The sequence below is a fragment of the Variovorax sp. NFACC27 genome (assembly GCF_048301545.1).
Lineage (GTDB): Bacteria > Pseudomonadota > Gammaproteobacteria > Burkholderiales > Burkholderiaceae_C > Variovorax > Variovorax gossypii.
In genome coordinates this window covers 4,587,648-4,605,747 of record NZ_CP157613.1, presented here as the reverse complement: position 1 = coordinate 4,605,747, position 18,100 = coordinate 4,587,648, and the positions used below count along the sequence as shown (strand labels likewise).

The 18,100-nt window shown below is 62.7% G+C and carries 19 protein-coding genes and 1 pseudogene; 13 read left to right on the top strand and 7 right to left on the bottom strand.

What is annotated here, in order from left to right; translation table 11 throughout:
- The first annotated feature begins 79 nt into the window (after positions 1-79).
- From mltG to ABL840_RS21565, 6 genes are all read left to right on the top strand, one after another.
- A complete protein-coding gene (gene mltG / locus ABL840_RS21590; RefSeq protein WP_093306774.1) occupies positions 80-1,102 on the top strand; it encodes an endolytic transglycosylase MltG in 1,023 nt (340 codons plus the stop codon).
- On the top strand, positions 1,099-1,764 hold the full coding sequence (gene tmk, locus ABL840_RS21585) for a dTMP kinase (RefSeq protein ID WP_093306773.1): 666 nt from the start codon (positions 1,099-1,101) through the stop codon (positions 1,762-1,764). The genes mltG and tmk overlap by 4 nt, the downstream gene beginning before the upstream one ends.
- A complete protein-coding gene (locus tag ABL840_RS21580) occupies positions 1,761-2,774 on the top strand; it encodes a DNA polymerase III subunit delta' (protein ID WP_093306772.1) in 1,014 nt (337 codons plus the stop codon). The genes tmk and ABL840_RS21580 overlap by 4 nt, the downstream gene beginning before the upstream one ends.
- A complete protein-coding gene (locus ABL840_RS21575) occupies positions 2,771-3,157 on the top strand; it encodes a PilZ domain-containing protein (RefSeq protein WP_093306771.1) in 387 nt (128 codons plus the stop codon). Before ABL840_RS21580 ends, ABL840_RS21575 begins: the two co-directional genes overlap by 4 nt.
- Positions 3,158-3,272: 115 nt before the next feature.
- The gene (locus ABL840_RS21570; protein ID WP_093306770.1) at positions 3,273-4,079 is read left to right on the top strand and encodes a TatD family hydrolase; all 807 of its coding nucleotides are present in this window, start codon (positions 3,273-3,275) and stop codon (positions 4,077-4,079) included.
- Complete coding sequence (locus ABL840_RS21565) at positions 4,076-4,756, top strand: ankyrin repeat domain-containing protein (protein ID WP_093195119.1); 681 nt, start codon at positions 4,076-4,078, stop codon at positions 4,754-4,756. The genes ABL840_RS21570 and ABL840_RS21565 overlap by 4 nt, the downstream gene beginning before the upstream one ends.
- Before the next feature lie 21 nt (positions 4,757-4,777).
- On the opposite strand, the pseudogene ABL840_RS21560 reads toward ABL840_RS21565, so the two are convergent.
- The 3 genes and pseudogenes from ABL840_RS21560 to ABL840_RS21550 all read right to left on the bottom strand — a co-directional run.
- Positions 4,778-5,272 (bottom strand): annotated as a pseudogene (locus ABL840_RS21560) (agmatine deiminase family protein); the annotation flags it as partial.
- Between the two features lie 81 nt (positions 5,273-5,353).
- Complete coding sequence (gene tnpC, locus ABL840_RS21555) at positions 5,354-5,704, bottom strand: Tn3 family transposase post-transcriptional regulator TnpC (protein WP_093306769.1); 351 nt, start codon at positions 5,702-5,704, stop codon at positions 5,354-5,356.
- Complete coding sequence (locus ABL840_RS21550) at positions 5,701-8,727, bottom strand: Tn3 family transposase (RefSeq protein ID WP_093306768.1); 3,027 nt, start codon at positions 8,725-8,727, stop codon at positions 5,701-5,703. Before ABL840_RS21550 ends, tnpC begins: the two co-directional genes overlap by 4 nt.
- On the opposite strand from ABL840_RS21550, the gene ABL840_RS21545 reads away from it, so the two are divergent.
- A complete protein-coding gene (locus ABL840_RS21545; protein ID WP_093308084.1) occupies positions 8,717-8,926 on the top strand; it encodes a hypothetical protein in 210 nt (69 codons plus the stop codon). The genes ABL840_RS21550 and ABL840_RS21545 overlap by 11 nt on opposite strands.
- Positions 8,927-9,133: 207 nt before the next feature.
- Here ABL840_RS21545 and ABL840_RS21540 read toward each other — a convergent pair whose 3' ends face one another.
- Positions 9,134-9,388: a hypothetical protein gene (locus ABL840_RS21540; RefSeq protein ID WP_093306766.1), complete on the bottom strand. Its 255-nt coding sequence runs from the start codon at positions 9,386-9,388 to the stop codon at positions 9,134-9,136.
- Between the two features lie 207 nt (positions 9,389-9,595).
- Between ABL840_RS21540 and ABL840_RS21535 the strand changes: the two genes are divergently transcribed.
- Complete coding sequence (locus tag ABL840_RS21535; protein WP_418115967.1) at positions 9,596-10,573, top strand: IS5 family transposase; 978 nt, start codon at positions 9,596-9,598, stop codon at positions 10,571-10,573.
- 839 nt (positions 10,574-11,412) lie between these two features.
- Here the strand turns inward: ABL840_RS21535 and ABL840_RS21530 are convergent.
- The 3 genes from ABL840_RS21530 to ABL840_RS21520 all read right to left on the bottom strand — a co-directional run bounded on the left by ABL840_RS21530 (position 11,413) and on the right by ABL840_RS21520 (position 13,010).
- Positions 11,413-11,874, bottom strand: coding sequence for an MgtC/SapB family protein (locus tag ABL840_RS21530; RefSeq protein ID WP_093307194.1), 462 nt, complete (start codon positions 11,872-11,874; stop codon positions 11,413-11,415).
- A 43-nt stretch (positions 11,875-11,917) separates the two neighbouring features.
- Positions 11,918-12,247, bottom strand: a complete 330-nt coding sequence (locus ABL840_RS21525; protein ID WP_143043010.1) for a hypothetical protein — start codon at positions 12,245-12,247, stop codon at positions 11,918-11,920.
- Positions 12,248-12,326: 79 nt separating this feature from the next.
- Positions 12,327-13,010 (bottom strand): winged helix-turn-helix domain-containing protein, encoded by a 684-nt coding sequence (locus ABL840_RS21520; RefSeq protein WP_093307193.1) that lies wholly within the window; start codon positions 13,008-13,010, stop codon positions 12,327-12,329.
- Between the two features lie 182 nt (positions 13,011-13,192).
- Between ABL840_RS21520 and ABL840_RS21515 the strand changes: the two genes are divergently transcribed.
- From ABL840_RS21515 to ABL840_RS21495, 5 genes are read left to right on the top strand one after another with little or no spacing between them, the layout of a single operon-like run.
- Positions 13,193-13,378, top strand: a complete 186-nt coding sequence (locus tag ABL840_RS21515; RefSeq protein ID WP_143043009.1) for a hypothetical protein — start codon at positions 13,193-13,195, stop codon at positions 13,376-13,378.
- Positions 13,375-15,051, top strand: coding sequence for a phosphoethanolamine--lipid A transferase (locus ABL840_RS21510; protein WP_093307192.1), 1,677 nt, complete (start codon positions 13,375-13,377; stop codon positions 15,049-15,051). Before ABL840_RS21515 ends, ABL840_RS21510 begins: the two co-directional genes overlap by 4 nt.
- A 35-nt stretch (positions 15,052-15,086) precedes the next feature.
- Positions 15,087-15,476 carry a hypothetical protein gene (locus ABL840_RS21505; RefSeq protein WP_143043008.1) on the top strand — a complete coding sequence of 130 codons (390 nt, stop codon included), beginning with the start codon at positions 15,087-15,089 and terminating at the stop codon, positions 15,474-15,476.
- A 52-nt stretch (positions 15,477-15,528) separates the two neighbouring features.
- A complete protein-coding gene (locus tag ABL840_RS21500; RefSeq protein WP_093307191.1) occupies positions 15,529-16,860 on the top strand; it encodes a TolC family protein in 1,332 nt (443 codons plus the stop codon).
- Positions 16,857-18,092 carry an efflux RND transporter periplasmic adaptor subunit gene (locus ABL840_RS21495; protein WP_418115977.1) on the top strand — a complete coding sequence of 412 codons (1,236 nt, stop codon included), beginning with the start codon at positions 16,857-16,859 and terminating at the stop codon, positions 18,090-18,092. Before ABL840_RS21500 ends, ABL840_RS21495 begins: the two co-directional genes overlap by 4 nt.
- The last annotated feature ends 8 nt before the right edge of the window (positions 18,093-18,100 follow it).

Below are 18,100 nucleotides of genomic sequence, written 5' to 3'. Positions count from 1 at the left end.
CCAGCCCTTCGGTTCGCAAGGGCACCGTTTTTCTATCCGACGCCTCCGTCTTTTTCTCCGTCATCCCCACATCGGACTCGTGCGCAGCTTCTTCCTCACGCTTTTCCTGCTCGCCGCCCTGGCCGCGCTCGCGCTCGGCGGCGCCGGCCTCTGGTGGGTGCACCAGCCGCTCAGGCTGCCGGCGCCCAGCGTCGACCTGTCGGTAGAGCCCGGCACCACGCCGCGCGGCATCGCCCAGGCCGTGGCCGACACGGGTGTCGACGTGCAGCCGCAGCTGCTCTACCTGTGGTTCCGCGTTTCGGGGCAAGACCGCCAGATGCGCGCCGGCAGCTACGAGCTGGAGCGCGGCGTCACGCCCAAGCTGCTGCTCAACATCCTGGTGCGCGGCGAGGAAGCCACGCGCAGCTTGGTGCTGGTCGAGGGCTGGAACATCCGCCAGGTGCGCGCCGCGCTCGCCAAGGCCGACCAGCTCAAGCCCGAGAGCGTCGGCATGACCGACGAGGCGCTCATGGCCAGGCTCGGCAAGCCGGGCCTGCACCCGGAAGGGCGCTTCTTCCCGGACACGTACACCTACTCTAAGGGCTCGACCGACGTCGCCCTGCTGCAGCGCGCGATGCGCGCCATGGACAAGAAGCTCGAAGCCGCCTGGGCCGCCCGCGCCTCCGACTTGCCGCTGAAATCGGCCGATGAGGCGCTTATTCTGGCCAGCATTGTCGAAAAGGAGACAGGAAAGGCCAACGACCGGGCGGAAATCTCGGCCGTGTTCACCAATCGCCTGCGCATCGGCATGCCGCTGCAGACCGACCCGACGGTCATCTACGGCATGGGCACGGCCTTCGACGGCAACCTGCGCAAGAAGGACCTGCAGACCGACACCCCCTGGAACACCTACACGCGCGGCGGCCTGCCGCCCACGCCGATCTCCATGCCGGGCAAGGCGGCGCTGCTGGCGGCGGTGCAGCCGGCGCAAAGCAAATCGCTGTACTTCGTATCGCGCGGCGACGGCACCAGCCAGTTCAGCAGTTCGCTCGACGATCACAATCGTGCGGTCAACCGCTACCAGCGTGGCGGCGGCGATTCCAAATCGAAGGCGACCCAATGAGTGAGCAAGGTCTGTTTCTGACGCTGGAAGGCATCGACGGCGCAGGCAAGTCGAGCCATCTCGATGCGCTGGAGGCGCTGTTCAAGGCGCAGGGCCGCACGGTGGTGCGCACGCGCGAGCCCGGCGGCACGCCGCTGGCCGAGACGCTGCGCGGCCTGATCCTCGAACAGCCGATGGACCCGCTGACCGAGTCGCTGCTGGTGTTCGCGGCGCGGCGCGATCACATCGTGCAGGTCATCGAGCCGGCGCTGGCGCGCGGCGACGTGGTGCTGTGCGACCGATTCACCGACGCCACCTTCGCCTACCAGGGCGCGGGGCGCGGCTTCGACCCGGCCGTGCTTTCGACGCTGGAGCAATGGGCCCAGGCGGGGAGGGCGGCACTGCCCGCCTCGACGCTGCTGCAGCCGCACATCACGCTGTGGTTCGACCTCGCTCCCGAAACCGCCGCCCAGCGGCTGGCCGGCGCCCGGGTGCCCGACAAGTTCGAGGCGCAGCCGGTCGAGTTCTTCCGCCGCGTGGCGCAGGGCTATGCGGACCGCGCGAGCGCCGATGCCCGGCGTTTCGTGCGCATCGACGCCAGCCAGACGCGCGAGCAGGTCTGGCTGCAGATCGAGTCCGAATTGACGGCGCGCGGCGTCTTGGCCGGCGGAGGCGCCGGATGAGCGCCGAGGCACTGTCCCCCTGGCTGCGCAGGCCGCTGACCGAGCTGCTGCGCCAGCGCGGCCATGCCTGGCTGCTGCAGGGCCCGTCCGGCATCGGCCAATACGAACTGGCGCTGGCGCTGGCTTCCGCATGGCTGTGCGAACAGCCGACGCAGGAGGGCGTCGCCTGCGGCAATTGCCCGAGCTGCCATGCCATCGAGGTGCGCACGCATGCCGACCTTTGCGTGCTGATGCCCGAGATCGCCATGCACGAGCTCAACTGGCCGCTCGACGAGAAGGCGCAAGCCGAAATCGACGACAAGAAGCGCAAGCCCAGCCGCGAGATCCGCGTCGAGGCGATGCGCGACGCGGTCGGCTTCGCCCAGCGCACCAGCGCGCGCGGGCGCGGCAAGGTGGTGCTGGTGTATCCGGCCGAGCGCATGAACACGATCACCGCCAACGCGCTGCTGAAGACGCTGGAGGAGCCCGTCGGCGACGTGCGCTTCGTGCTCGCGAGCGAGGCCGCCTGGCAATTGCTGCCGACCATCCGCAGCCGCTGTCTGGGCTTCACGCTGCCCTGGCCCGAAACCGCCGAGGCCGAGGCCTGGCTGGCCGCGCAGGACGTGCCCGCGGCCGACGCGCCCGCCTTGCTGCGCGCCGCCGGCGGCCGGCCCAGCGACGCTCTGCGGCTCGCCCGATCGGGGCAGTCGCCGAAGGCCTGGGCCCTGCTGCCCAAGGCCATGGTGCGCGGAGACGTCGGGGCGCTTGCAGATCATCTGCCCGCGCAAGCTGTTGGCGCCCTGCAGAAGCTCTGCCACGACCTGATGGCTGTCGGCAACGGCGCCGCTCCCCGTTTCTTCGATGCCGCCGACCTGCCGGCGGCGCCGTCCCGGCTGGCGCTCGCGCGCTGGTCGAAGTCGCTCGCAAGTGCCGCGAGAACCGCGGAACACCCGTTCAATGCGGGCCTCATGCTCGAAGCGCTTGTGAGCGAAGCGCGAACCACCCTAAACTCTGCCGCTCGTCGCCCATGAACCAACCTGCCGCTTCAGCTGCGTCCGCAGCAGCCTCCACACCCGCCCGGCCGAGCGTCATCCAGCTCGCGATCAAGGAAAAGGGCGCGTTGTACGCGGCCTACATCCCGCTGTTCGCCGAAGGCGGCATCTTCATTCCGACCTCGCGCGAATACCGGCTGGGCGACGACGTCTACGTGCTGCTGACGCTGCCTGAAGACCCGCAGCGTTACCCGGTGGCAGGCAAGGTCGCCTGGATCACGCCGCCGCGCGCCGCCGGCAACCGGGCACCTGGCGTGGGCATCCGTTTTCCTTCGGACGAGAAGTCGCGCCAGCTGAAGGCGCGCATCGAGGCGGCGCTCGGCGGCTCGATGGCATCCGACCGCCCCACGCAAACCATCTGAGTTTTCCGCCGTCCATGTGACGCGGAACTCGTTCGACGGCGCCACCCTCCCATACACAGGCCGACAGCCCGGGCGGGCCTGACAAGGGCGAGCGCCGCGCACTCCATCCATTCCGATGTTCACAGACTCCCACTGCCACCTCACGTTTCCCGAATTCGCGGGCCAGATGCCGCAGATCCGCGCCGCCATGGCCGCGGCGCAGGTCGACCGGGCCCTCTGCATCTGCACCAAGCTCGAGGAATTCGACGAAGTGCAGGCCCTTGCCGCCAGCTACGACAACTTCTGGGCCAGCGTGGGCGTGCACCCCGACAACGAAGACATCGCCGAGCCGACGGTCGAAGACCTGGTGAGCCTTTCCGCAAGGCCGCGCGTGGTCGCCATCGGCGAGACCGGCCTCGACTACTACCAGATGGAGGAGCGCAAGGGCGGCCGCAGCATCTCCGACCTGGAATGGCAGCGCGACCGCTTCCGCGTGCACATCCGCGCAGCCCGCCAGACGCGCAAGCCGCTGATCATCCACACCCGCGAAGCTTCGACGGACACGCTGGCGATCCTCAAGGAGGAGGGCGAGGACGCCTCTCCCGGTGCCGCCGGCGGCGTTTTCCATTGCTTCACCGAGACCGCCGAGGTGGCGCGCGCCGCGCTCGACCTGGGCTTCTACATCTCGTTTTCCGGCATCCTGACCTTCAAGAAGGCGCAGGACCTGCGCGACGTCGCCGCCTTCGTTCCGCTCGACCGCATGCTGATCGAGACCGACAGCCCGTACCTCGCGCCGGTGCCGTACCGCGGCAAGACCAACAACCCGTCGTACGTGCCCTACGTGGCGCAACAGATCGCAGAGCTGCGGAAGATGCCCGTGGAGGCCATCGCCAAGGCCACGAGCGACAACTTCGAAACATTGTTCAGGGAAGTCAAATCATGAAAAACTACTTCAAGAAATCGATTTATCTTATTGTCATTGCTGCATCTTTTGCTGCCCACGCCGGTTCGTTCGAAGACTTCTTCCGGGCCGTGCGGGGCGACAACGCCAGCGGCGTGCGCAACCTGATCCAGCGCGGCTTCGACCCCAACACGCGCGACGAACACGGCCAGACGGGCCTGCTGATCGCGCTGCGGGAGCCGTCGCCCAAGGTCGTGAAAGTGCTGATCGAAGCGCCGCAGACCGACGTCGACATCGCCAGCCCGAAGGACGAGACCCCGCTGATGCTGGCCGCCATCAAGGGCCAGCAGGACGTGGTCGACCAGCTGCTCAAGCGCGACGCCGCCGTCAACAAGACCGGCTGGACGCCGCTGCACTACGCGGCCACCAGCGGGCAGATCGCGATCATGAAAGTGCTGCTCGAGAACTTCGCCTTCATTGATGCCCAGTCGCCCAATGGCAGCACGCCGCTGATGATGGCGGCCATGTACGGCTCGAACGACGCAGTGAAGCTGCTGCTGGACGAGGGCGCGGACACCACCATGAAGAACCAGCTTGGCATGACCGCCGTCGACTTCGCGAACAAGGCGAACCGCTCGGAAGCCGCTTCGATGATCGCCGCGGCAGCCAACGCAAAGGCCAGCGCGGCCAAGGCCGTTCCGAAGGACGGCAAGTGGTAAGTCCCTGAAGGGAGCCCCTTATTAGCGCGGCTGTTGCTGCGTCGTGCAGTGGATGCCGCCGCCGCCCGCGGCGATGGCGTCGATGTCGAGCTGAACCACCTCGCGGCGCGGAAACAGCTCGCGCAGCAGCGAACGGGCATTGCCGTCGGCCCGCGAGTCGCCGAACTGCGGCGCGATCACCGCGCCGTTGCACACGTAGAAGTTGATGTAGCCCGCCGCGAACTCGGGCGTTTCGAGCTTCTTGCGCACCGATTCCGGTCCCTTGAGCACTTCCACGCGCAGCCGCTGGCCGCGCGCATCCGTGGCCTGCTTCAGGATTTCCAGGTGCCGCCGGGTGACGGCACGGTCGTAGGAATCGGGGTCTTCGTCCAGCCCGGCCACCACCACGCCCGGCGACGCGAAGCGGGCGTAGAAGTCGGTGTGGCCATCCGTGATGTCGCGCCCCGCGATGCCCGGCAGCCAGATGATCTTGCGCAGGCCCAGCAGCCGTTTCAGTTCGGCCTCGCAGGCTTCCTTGAGGGCAAGCCGGGATAAAGCCAGTTTTGACTCATAAGCCCTGCGGTTATTTAGTCAGAACCTTTTATGCGATTCCGTCACTCAATCGCGAGGCTGAAGGCTCTCCAATGGTTCGATCAGTTCCACCCACCTTTGCAGCGTAGAGATCGTTTGCAGAATCTCCGCAGTCGCATCGAAGGCTAGCTCCGGCAGACTCCCCTGGCTCGTTGAGACCGACAGCCCTGCGCCGTTGATCACGGCGTGAGCCATGCCGTGCAGCCGCAGCAGGATGTCCCGAAGGCCATCCTGCCCTCGCGCACGCCCAACAATCCTGTCCAACTCTTCGACCGCGCTCAGAAGCGCTGTGGTGTCGTAGCTGCTTTGCGCACGCGTCAGCGCAGCCCGGTCCAGCCGGCCGTAGGCCGTGACGATGGTGGCGTCTGGATCGCTCATGTCCCTGCTCCTTTCTGCCCGGCGCGCTGCGCCTCTGCGGCAGCAGCTCGCGCGCGCTTGGCCGCCTCCCGAAACTGCGACTCCTTGACCCAGGGCTCTGGTGGCCGCTTCAGGTCGAGGTGGTAGTTGCCGAAACGCTTGATGCCCGAGGTCATGTACGGACTCAGGTATTCGACATCGGCCGCAGTCACCGGCTCCCCGTCGGCGTACATCTCCTGCAGCACTCGCATCATGTCCACCGTGTTCTGCAGGATCACCGACGACGCCACCAGGTCGATGAAGCGCACCCGCTTCTGCTGCTCGTTGGGATCGTTCTCGTTGATCACGTCGCCCCCAAAGTCCAGCCACTTCGTGAATGCGTGGTACGACTCGATCTTGTTCGTCGTGGCACTGACTTCCTGGCGCATCTCCTTGCTGGAGATCCAGCGCAACAGATAGACGGTGCGCAGCACGCGGCCGAGTTCGCGAGCCGCGGCAAAGAGCCGGTTGTGCCGCCCTTCCTGGCTGAGCTTGCGCAGCAGCATCGGCGAGGCGATCCGTCCGGCCTGGATCGAGATGGACACCTGCATGAGATCCCGCCAGTGGTCGCGGATCAGCTTCCAGTCCACCACGTCGCTGAACAGGCGGTCGATATGGCGATAGCGCGTGCCCTTCTCGGGTCGATAGAAGCGCAGGTCCTTCCAGTTCCGGATGCGAGGCATCAACTGAATGCCGGCCAAGTGCGTGAAGGCGAAGACCGTTTCCGACTGACCATGGGTGTCCGAATACACCGTGTCAGCCTGCACGCTCAGGCCCGCCTTCATCAGACCCTCGATGACATAGACCGCTTCGAGCACCCCTGGTGGTATGAAATGACGGAACACCGCGATGTAGTTGTCAGCCACATGCCGATAAGCCACCGCCCCCATGCGCCGGTACCGGAAATGCATGCCTACCAGCAGGTTCTGGTCGTAGAAATCGTACTGCGTGCCATCGGCCGCCACCTTCTTGCCCTCGCCCCATAGCTTGGGCAACTCGAGCCGCAGGTACAGCTCGGTCAGATCCCGGCAGGCGTTGTCCAACTGGTCCAGGCTCATGTGCCGCTGGTTGGCATAGGACAGCTGATGCGGTGTCACCCCATTGGACAGGTGGCGCGCGGCCTGGTTGGGCCCGAGGTTGCAGCCCATCGCGAACACGGTCAGCAAGTAGCGCTCGCGTGCGTTGCGAAGTTTGGGATCGTCGCCTGACTGCGGACCAAAATTCCGCGTAAATCCGGTCCAGTGCTCAATGTTGGCCAGAACATCCAGCAGGTTGCGCGGCACCGTGCGATTTTCGATAGCGGCGTGCAAAGCGATGGCTGACGCTGGCACTTCGCGCGCAACGACACGCCGCAAGGTCGGCTCGCCGGTGCTGCCGATCACCACGTCTCCTGCATGCTGCGGGAACTCTTCATCGACTTTTTCGGCTGTCTCGGTGAGCAGCTGCTTGAGACCGTCGACGAAGTCACCCGCGGTGGCTGGTATGCCGATCCGGTCGCAGTAAGTCGGCAGAAGCGCTTCGCACTCCTTCCAAGGCAATAGCTGCGCGCGATAGTCGGCAAAGGATTCCGAGCCTTCGATGCACACATCGCCGGAGCGAAGATCGCCGCTCAGATAACTGAACACGCACACCTCCAGGTAGCGCCGGTTCGTCGGGGGTCCCAGGCCATGCGAACGGCGCACCAGCTTGCGCCAGCGCTCGGAGGCGAACGACAGCGTCAGGTCGTCTGAGATCCACTCGACCTTGCGGTGTTCGTTGGCCAGCACGACCTCCAGGGCATCGAGCAGATTGCGGTCCTGGGTGGCCGCCTCGAAACGCAGCGCCTTCGCCATCCGGAACATCGCCGCGCGCCAGCTGCTGAAGGCCTTCCAGATCAACGGCAGGTGGTTGCCGCCGCTCCACACGCGAATTGCTTCGCAGTCCGTCCTCAACTGATCGAGGTTGCCGTGCGGCGCAAGCAGATCGCGCACGCGTTGCCCGGTACTGGCGTCATCCAGGTTTTCTGCAAGGATCTCCAGCACCTGCTCCAGCGTGGCCACCAGTTCCTCGCTCAGTTCGCGCTGGCGCGCCTGGATCACCTGCAGCTCCTCCTTGGCGGTTTTGTGAATGGCTCCGATGCGGCGAATGAACATTTCGGCCACGTCGTCGCGCGCTCTCACGCGCATCTGACGGATCAAGGCCAGGATCAGTGTGTAGCGCTTGGCGGGCAACAGATCCTTCATGTCGCCCGCATCGAGCGCTGATGCCATCTCGGCCATGTGCTTGAGTTTGGTCGCCGGCACACCGTCGAGCAGCGCATCGCTGTCGGGCAAGGACTCGAGCCAGGTCAACTGGTCCAGCAGCAAATCGAGATGCTTGCGCGAGGCCTTTTTCGCAGACCTCTTGATCTGGTTGTACAGCGTGCGCCGGGCAGGCAGTTCGGCGGCCAGCAACCGATCAAGCCAGTTTCGCTGGGCCAGCGTCAGGCGTTGGGTGATGCGCTTGTGCAAGGCGGCCTCGGCGGCCGTATGCGCTTGCTCGGCTATTTCGTCGAGTGTGCGAAACACCGGCAGCTCGTAACCCAGTCGCACCAATTCCTCGATCGTGATGTTGATGATGTCGACGCGGGTTTCCACGATGCTGCCGGCCTGTTGGGCAAGCTGAATGGTCAGTTTGCGTGTCTGCCCATCGGTATAGGGCTTCACACCAAGCAGTTCGCGTATCGCTTTGTGGTGCCGATACAGCGTGGCCAGCGATGCGAACTCGATCTTCTCGGTAGGCGCCACGCCCAAGGTAGCTGACACATGCTCGACGAGCTCGACAGGAATGGCTTCGATCGCTGGAAAGTGGCACAGGAACTCGAAGCATTTGAGCAGCACGAGCAACGCCAGGCGACGTTCCGGCGTTCTCGAATGCCGCTGCGCCCACTCGATTTCCTCAGGCCTTGGCGTGAACGACGCCTGTAAGTCCTTGAGCGTCAACGTTCGAGGAAATCGAGGGTAAGCAGTACGTTCAATGCTCGCCATGGCGCAAAACTCCCACAAGGCAGGGTCGATCTGGACACGCAGCGTAGCCGATGGCGGTTGCTACTATTTGCGCATGTCTCGGCTGACGCCAATCCTCGCATTGATCCCCGCGCTGCTGTGGCTGCCTGCCGCGGCGCAAGTGCCGGGCATGGCTGTTCGCGATGCGGGCAGCTATCAAGGCTTGGAATCCGACGCGTAGCTCAACACGCTCAGGGCAATCCTGGCGCAGCCAGAGTCGATTATCGATCTGGCCCGCGTGAAGCTGACTGTCGATCACATGCTCGATCCCAGCATTGACGTCGAAGGCACTTCTACTTCGGCGCGGACAGCTGGTGGGCTCGAGGTCTGGTGCGAGCAAGAAACGCGGTCGCCTGACGACGCGCTCCGCTGCCGCGAGCAAGCTTCTTCAGTGCGATGCCATGACGTTGACCTGATCGGACACGTCCAGCAGCTTTCCTTTTTGCGCGTAGTAGCGATCGAGTCTCCACTCCGTCAGGATGTCCATCGCAAGGGAGAAAGTCCCAAGTTTCAGCGCATAGAGACTCGCGAGAGGAAAATCGCTTTCGGATTCCAGGGCCAGGACCAAGCGGGCGAGAGTCCGGGACTTTTCGCTGCTGGGGTCGGCGGTGATGATCCGGCGGGCTTCTTTGATCGCGTTCATGCTATTCCTTTTGAAAAGCAGATCAGGGGCGGCTGTCACAGCCCCGAAACGCAGTGCTGGCCTACTCAGCGCCATGTAGGTAATTATTGCTTTTCAGGCAAGGAGTGCCAAGGTTCTCCGGTCGGCGCCGCCGTCTAGGGAAGGTCTGATCAAGTCCACGGATGGCCGCTCTGAACGTTGAACACGCACGCTGAAGGAGGACCAACGATGAGCCAGATCAGTTTTTCGGATGCCGAGCATGCAGGCAAGAGGAAGAAGACGCGCCGGGAAGTCTTCCTTGCCGAGATGGAACTGGTCGTGCCTTGGAAGGCGCTACTCAAAGTCATCGAACCACACTACCCGGTGGCGGGGCGAGGACGCCGACCGTATCCGCTCGAAGCGATGCTTCGTGTGCACTTGATGCAGAACTGGTTCGCGTTGAGCGATCCGGCGATGGAGGAAGCCCTGTACGAGATCACCTCGCTGCGCACGTTCGCAGGCCTGGGCATGGAGTCGATTCCCGATGAGACGACGATCCTGAACTTCCGCCACTTGCTGGAGGCCAGCGATCTGGCGGAGGACATCTTCAAGCAGGTCAACGCCCACCTGGCCAGGAAGGGGCTGCTTCTGAAGAGAGGCTCCATCGTGGACGCCACGATCATCGCGGCGCCCAGTTCGACAAAGAACGAGAGCGGCGAGCGAGATCCGGAGATGCACCAGACGAAGAAGGGCAACCAGTGGCACTTCGGGATGAAGGCGCACATCGGCGTGGACGCGGACTCGGGGCTGGTGCACACGGTGACGACCACGGCCGCCAACGAGGCAGACGTGGAGCAGGTGAGCGACCTGCTGCACGGCAAGGAGAGCGAGGTGTGGGCAGACTCGGGCTATCGCGGAGCACAGAGTCGGGTGAAGCGCAGCGTGCAGTGGCACATTGCAGGCAGGCCCAGCGACATGGCGAAGATGCCCGAGGGCCGAGCCAAAGCCAGAGCGCGCAAGCAGGAATACCAGAAGGCCAGCATCCGGGCAAAGGTGGAGCATCCGTTCCGGGTGATCAAGCGGCAGTTCGGCTTGGCGAAGGTGAGGTTCAGGGGGCTGGCCAAGAACACGGCGCATGTGATCACGCTGTTTGCACTGTCGAACCTGTGGATGGCCAGGAAGAAACTGATCGCGATGCTGGGACAGGTGCGTCTGCAGACGGCATGAAGGGCCGCAGGGCCTCTCAAACGCATGGGATGCTCGGTGAGACGAGCCTGTGAGCGCAACGACCAAATACGCGCGCTCGCCATCAAGCCAATTTACGACTTGATCAGACCTTCCCTAGCACCGGTCACTTGTCGAGGCATGTGTTTTGCAGGCTTGAAGGCTCATGCGCCATTCGTTCGTATATCGTGGGGTTCGGGTTGACGTGTCGCTCCAGAAGCAGGGCGATACGTGTCGCTGGCGTTGCGAGCTGGGCGATGGGTCAAGGCTTCGAGCTGCAGATGGCGGCTCAAGCTCGATCAGCGAAGAGTTGCACTTGGCATGCGCAGCGGCGCGCCGCGAAATCGACCGGCGTAGCCGTAGTTTTGGCGCCCACCATGAGTGATTCCATTCTGAGCCTTAAAGGTCCAACGAGTGACATTCAGCAACAGATTTGTCTGGGTGATTCTGAAGCGACGGCCTCTCGATGAGGCGTCGAGATGGCGGCCTCATTCTGGACCTGTCTTGCAAAAGTCAGAGCGGAGCAATCAGGGTACATAGCCGGCCGGTCAATCTTGACGACCCGACGCGGGCTGAGGAAGGATCAGCAGGTATAGGGCTTCACGCCGAGCAGTTCGCGTATCGCTTTGTGATGTCGATCTTGGCCCGACTTCCCCCAAATTGACAAGCCTTTATGCGATCGCGCTGGGACTGCCAAAGAAGGCAGAAAGAAATGGACATCGCTCACGTGCGACTTGGGTGCCGTGGTATCCCCAGCCAAATTTTCCTATACCAAAAAGAGGTGCGCACCCACGACACCTGAGACGGACCTTCCTTTGCCTAGAAGCTACTATGATTTCGGGTTAGTCGTCTGGCTTGATGTTATCGCCCGCGTCTTCAGGCTTCAGTTTGCCAAGCCCAAAAAGAACGAGGAAGTTTGCGAGCGCGAGCACGAAGCCGATGTCGTAATAGCCAAAGCCGACCGCAGCGCCGACCACGCCAGTGTTCAGGATGCTCGCTGCGGTCGCGGTGCCGTGGGTTGATGCGCCAGCCTTGAGGATGGCACCGCCACCGATGAAGCCGATGCCGGTTATCACCCCTTCGAGGATTCGGGCTTGGCCAACTGAACGCTCGCCGAGTACTTCGATCGCCAACAGTACGAAGCCGCAACTGGCCAGGGCGACGATCGGAAAAGTACGAAGGCCGGCGCTCCTTGAGCCACGCTCGCGATTCCAGGCGATCGGAAGGGTAAACAGAAATGCCAATGTCATACGCACTAAATGATTGGCAACGTCACCCCACGTCCCCCACATCGAGTTCGTCATCGCAACTTTGTTGCTAATTGAAGTTGGTGCGGCAAGTGGTGATTCATGAATCCGCCGAGGGCCCAAAATTCAGCATGCAGTACCACCACGCAATCAGCTGCTTGGATCCCGAATATCGAGTGCCGTGCCGAAGCGCGTGGACGGAGGAAGGGGGACAGATCCGATAACGATCAAGGCGCGTCTTGACGCAAATAACGAGCATTTTGTTGCAGGGCATGATTGTTTCAATTTCGGCAGTTGGATACGAATAGCGCCTCCTTGGCAATCCTTCCCAATCTTGTTTGACGCTCATCTCGGCGAGCAAGTGCTTGATGGCCTCGGTGTAATGCTCGAACTCTTCGGCCGATTCTGAAACTCCAAGCCGTTCCTTCATCGATTGGAGGATCAAATGATACTTAGCCCAACAAAAATCTGCACGGGCACCCACAAGGGTGCTTGGAGCGAGGGCGCCTTCATGATGAGATGGTCCGCCGGCTCTCCAACACATAGCCCATGCCCCGCACCGTATGCAGGAGCTTATCGTCGAAGCCGTCGTCGATCTTGTCGCGCAGTCGTTGGACGGCCACATTCACAACATTGGTCTCGCTGCCGACGGTCATACCCCACACCTGTTCGGCCAACACTGTGCGTGGCACCACACGGCCTTGGCGCTGAGCCAGCAATGCCAGCAAGGCGAATTCCTTTGTGGTGAGTTCCAGGCGCCGCCCGTTGCGTGTTGCCTCGCGCGCGACGAGATCGAGGGTCAAATTTCCCACGGCATAGTGCGTGGCATCCTGAAGTTTTCCGATACGCAACAATGCCTGAATCCTTGCCAACAACTCCGCAAACGCGAAGGGCTTCGAAAGATAGTCGTCTGCACCACTTTGCAGGCCCCCAACCTGGTCAGCCACCTCGTCACGCGTCGTCAGCATGAGAACAGGAACGTCTTTGACTCTTCTTAAATTCGCGAGTTCGGCGAAGCCATCAACGCCCAGCAGCATCACGTCAAGCACCAGGGCGTCGTAGTCGCCATTAATCGCCAAGTCACGGCCTTCGATGCCTGTGCACGCCAAGTCGACCGTGAAGCCGCTTTCCGAAAGCCCTTTGCCGAGGTAGTCGCCTAGTTTGAGCTCATTTTCGATCAAAAGAATGCGCATTGGGTGGAATGGTACGGTGCGCAACGTTGCCTGTGGATTACATCTTCGTAATCAGCTCGTCGGTTGTTTGGTGGATTGGCGTTCTAGAGTCACCTTGATGTTCACTTGGTCACTCGCCAATGGGCATTCACCGAGTCGCATGCCGTCTCGACGGAAGAAGCTGCGAGCTACCATCCCAATCTATGAGCAACAACAAGACCCGGGCGCAGTCGGTAGCCGAATACAACAAAGCGAGCAAGCATCCCGCATGGACGTCGGCGAGCCGCAGCGCGCCATGGCCGACTGTCGAGCTCGGCCCGGGCAAGTCCCGCAGGGAGGCCGATAGGGTTGAAATGCGTGCGGGCGCCATCCCTTCTGGCCAAAAATGACTGCGGCTCCCAACGCGCAAAGCGTCGCAGCGAGTTCTTTGCGCAGGCCAGGAATTTCCGCCACTTGGGCATCCATCGCGGCGGCGAGCTGGATCGTTGCGGTCGACAATTGGTCGTTCTGGAAAACATTCCTTTTGGCCCAAGAGAATGCCTCGCTCTCTATGGGCGTGGTCGCATTGTCACTGGGCCTCGTGCTCGTCGCCATGTTCGGAACAGTTCTGCGTGCGTTCTGCATCCAGCGGCTCGGTACGAGCGTCCTTGCAGGGGTGCTCATCGCATCGGCCGCCGTTGCTCACTACGTCGACAGCTGGGGCGTGTTGTTCGACAAGGCCATGATTCGCAACATCGTCGAAACAGATTTTCGTGAAGCGACCGAGTTGCTTTCCTGGCCGGCGTTCTTGGATCTTGCTGTGCGTGGGGTGCTGCCGGCCAGTGTGCTTTGGTATATCGGTGTTCGTCGAAGTTCAGTGATGCAAACCGTCTCACAGACAGCGATTTTTGCTGTTGGCGCCGCGGCGCTGGCCGCAGTGGTTGCTTTCCTGTTCTACGGAACTTTCGCCGCCACCTTTCGAAACCATCGCGAGTTGAGGTTTCAACTGGTGCCAAGTAACTCTGTGAACGCGGTGTACGGCTTCCTTAAAAAGCAGGACAGTTCGCCTGCAACGTTTGCAACGATCGCTCCAGACGCTATCCGGACGCCAGCGCAAGGACAAAAGCCGTTCGTCCTGATTTTGGTAGTCGGTGAGACGGCGCGCGCCGCGAATTTCTCCTTGGGAGGCTATGTGCGGGACACCAACGCCGCTTTGAACAAGGCTGATGTCAGTTACTTCAACAACGTGACGGCTTGCGGGACGGATACTGCGACTTCATTGCCTTGCATGTTTTCCGATCTCGGTGCGCGAAACTTCTCGGTGGACAAGGCGCGAGCGCGGGAAAATGTTCTGGATATCCTCCATCGGACGGGTGTTGGTGTAGTTTGGCTCGACAACAACTCCGGCTGCAAGGGCGTATGCGATCGCGTGCCCTCGCTTCAAATGCCCACCATCGGGCAGCCAAGTCTCTGCGGCGACGGCGTCTGTCAGGACGAGATCCTGGTCGACGCTCTCAAGGACAAACTTTCCGGCCTCACGCAGGATACAACGATCGTTTTGCACCAAATGGGCAGCCACGGTCCCTCGTACTTCAAGCGCTACCCGCCGCCGGGGCGCTTTCAGCCCACATGCGACACGAACCGGATTCAGACGTGCTCACGCGAGGCGCTCGTCAACACCTATGACAACTCCATCGACTACACGACGCAAGTGCTCGCAAAAGCGATCCGAGTGGCTCGCGAGCGACAAGGCGCATTCGATATTGCGTTTCTCTACGTGTCCGACCATGGAGAAAGCCTGGGCGAAAAGGGCATCTACCTTCATGGGCTGCCTCCCATGCTCGCACCGTCCGAGCAGCGCCTCGTTCCGATGCTCGCGTGGCTCTCGCCGGGCGCGAATGAACGGCTGAGTCTGCCTGACCGCTGTCTTGCGGCGGTCACCAAGCAGTCGTACTCTCACGACAACCTGTTCCATACCATGTTGGGAATGTACGGCGTACGCACCGCGGCGTACCAGGCAGATCTGGACGTCTTTGCGCGCGCACGTTCGCAACCGCTTTGCGCGGTCGCCGATTCAAGATAAAGCAAGGCTCACTTCTTTTGGCTACACTTCGTCCCATGCGCAAGTGCCTGTTCCTGCTGCTGCTGGCGATTTTGCCGCTTCAGTTTGCTTGGGGTACGGCCGCTGCCTATTGCAGGCATCCTGCTGGAACGGGCAAAGCTCATTTTGGGCACCATCAGCACCAGCAAAAGTCCGGATCCGCAGCCAAATCGATTGACCTAAAGCTTAATACCGCCGGTGCGGCTGACGACGATTGCGTGATTTGTCACTTTCACCCCGTGCACCCAGCACCGGACGTTCTGCCGGAGTTCTCGGGGTTCGCGGTTGATTCCCCCAGTTTGGACGACCTGTCCAACTTTCGCTCCCGCGTTCCGATAGGGCTCGAACGCCCTGATCGAATGACTCGCTTTCAGTCGGCGAGCCTACCCTTGATGTTCATCGGATGAATTGAAGCTGGCTCGCCGAATTTCCCACAGTTTTTTTGACTAGGAGAATTCGATGCGAATCAAGACGCTGGCGCTCGCCAGCGCATGGGCGTTGGCTTCATTGCCAACCCTTGCGCAAGAAGCGCTGCCCGTCGCTGGGCCTGCGATCACGCCCCAAGCATCTCAGACACCCCAAAGCCTGCAGGCGCTGAGTCTGGCGGAGGTGTGGCGCCTTGCCGAAGAGGCCAATCCCACCCTGAGGATCAAGCGGGCGGAGATCACAGCCGCCGAGGGAGCGCGAACAGACGCGCGTGCCTTGCTCTACAACAATCCCGTTCTGGATCTGGGCGCCACGCGCCGCCAAGTGCCTCAGGACGGTTTGCCGTCCGCGCGGACGCGGGAATGGGCTGCTGGCGTCCAGCAAACCCTCGAGATTGCCGGCCAACGCGGCCATCGACGCGATGCTGCCGAGGCAGCTCTGCGGGCGCTCCAGGAAGAAATCACGGACGTGCGCACGCAGGTCCGGGTGGACGTCTCGCAGTTCTACTTTCGCGTCTTGGCCCTCCAGCAGCGCATCGAACTCGAACAGGAGGCGCTCGGCCTCTTCGAACGCACAGCGGCGGCAATTCAGAAGCGCCGCACCGCGGGCGAGGACACGAAGCTCGATGCGAACGTGGCTGCCGTCGAAGCCGAGCGTGCGCGCAACCAGTTGGCGCTCGCCCGTGAGAATCTGCTCGACGCACGGGCCGAGCTTGCTGCCAGGCTGCAGCTCCCGCCGGAGCGGCTGCCGCAGGCAAGCGGCGATCTCGGGGTGGCCACTACGCCTGCGCCCTACAGTCTGGCGGACCTTCTTTCGCAAGCCGAGACCCAACCACGCCTGCGCGCACTTGGCGCGCGAGAGGCGTCCGCGCGCTCCAGGCTGAAGCTCGAAAATGCCCGGCGCTACCCTGACCTCACCGTGGGCATCAGCACCGGCCGCGAGGGCATGACGGCGGCACGTGAACGGCTCAGCACTGTAACTTTGACGGTACCACTGCCCCTGTTCAACCGGAACGCGACAGGAATCGGCCAGGCGAGCACCCAGCTAACCCAGGCCGAAATCTCCCGCATCGCCGCCGTGCGCGATGTGCAGGCCCAGGTTCAGGCCCTGTGGACCAAACTGGAAAGCCTCCGCACGCGCGTCAGCCGCCTCCAGGACGTGGTGCTTCCCGCCCTTCTCGATAACCAGCAGCTGTCCCTCAAGTCCCGGCAGGCTGGCCAAATCGGCTTGCTCGAACTGATCGTCGTCAATCGACAAGCGCTCGACGCGCGGCGCGACTTGAACGACGCACTCATCGACTATCAGATTACTCGGCTCGCGCTGGAACTGGCCGCCGGCTGGTCCCCCGAAGGAGTCACCCCATGAACCCAATCCACTCGTCCCTTACCTGCATGACTCCTGCAACCCCGCTCACCAGCACGCTGACCGTGAGGCGTTTGATCGCGGCCACCGCTGCTTCCGTTGTGATTGCCCTGCTGGCCGCTTGCAGTGGCTCGAACACCGCGTCTGCAGAAAAGCCCGCTGCGGCGGAAAAGTCCAAGGAGCAAGAAGGAATCAAGCTTTCCAAAGAAGAGGCCGATCGCGCCGGCATTGTGCTGGAGGAACTGAAGGCGCAAATCCTCACCGACACAGTCAGGGTTACGGCAACGATTCGTCCGAACCAGGATCGCATCGCCCGCATCGCCCCTCGCGTGGAAGGTCGCATTGCCACGGTGTCGGCCAACCTTGGGGACATGGTTCGCGCGGGGCAGACATTGGCCACGCTGGACAGCCTTGCCGTGGGCGAAGCCTCCTCGGCGCTCAGTCAAGCCCGATCGGCCGATCGTGTCGCGGAGGCCGACTACAAACGAGCGGCTTCACTGCAGGCCGAGGAAATCATTTCGCAGAAGGAATTTCTGCGGTCGAGAGCGGAGTACGAGAAGTCCAGAGCGTCGCTGAGAGCGGCCGAAGATCGCCTGAAACTGCTCGGCGTGACTACCGGCGAAGGCAAAGGCATGGCGTCCGTGTTCCCGCTTGCCACGCCTTTCGCGGGCACGGTGATCGAGAAAAAGGCCACAGTTGGAGGGCTGGCAGGTCCTGCCGATGCCCTCTTTGTGGTGGCTGATCTGTCGACAGTATGGATCGAGGCGAACCTCGCTGAAGCCCAACTGGCCAAGGTTCGTGTAGGGGCACAAGCCGCGGTCACCGTAGGCGCCTATCCCGGCGAGCGTTTTGGCGGTCGTGTGACTTACGTCGCAAGCGTCCTCGACAAAGACACGAGAACCGTCCCGGCACGCATCGAAGTCGAGAACAAGGACGCGCGCCTGAAGCCAGAGATGTTCGCGACGGCCACCATCGAGGGGGGCCAAGGCGCGCAAGCAGCGGCACCAGCAAAGGTGCTGACCGTGCCGGACAGCGCCATCGTTCTGATGCAGGGCCAGGCCAATGTGTTCGTGTTCGAAAACGGCGGCTACGAGCAACGCGCCATCGATCCCGGCGAGCGGTTGGGCAATCGAACCATCGTCAAGTCCGGGTTGAAGCCAGGTGAGCAGATCGTGAGTGCGGGTACCTATGCCCTGAAGGCACGCATTCTGAAGTCGCAAATCGGCACCGAGTGACCACGGGG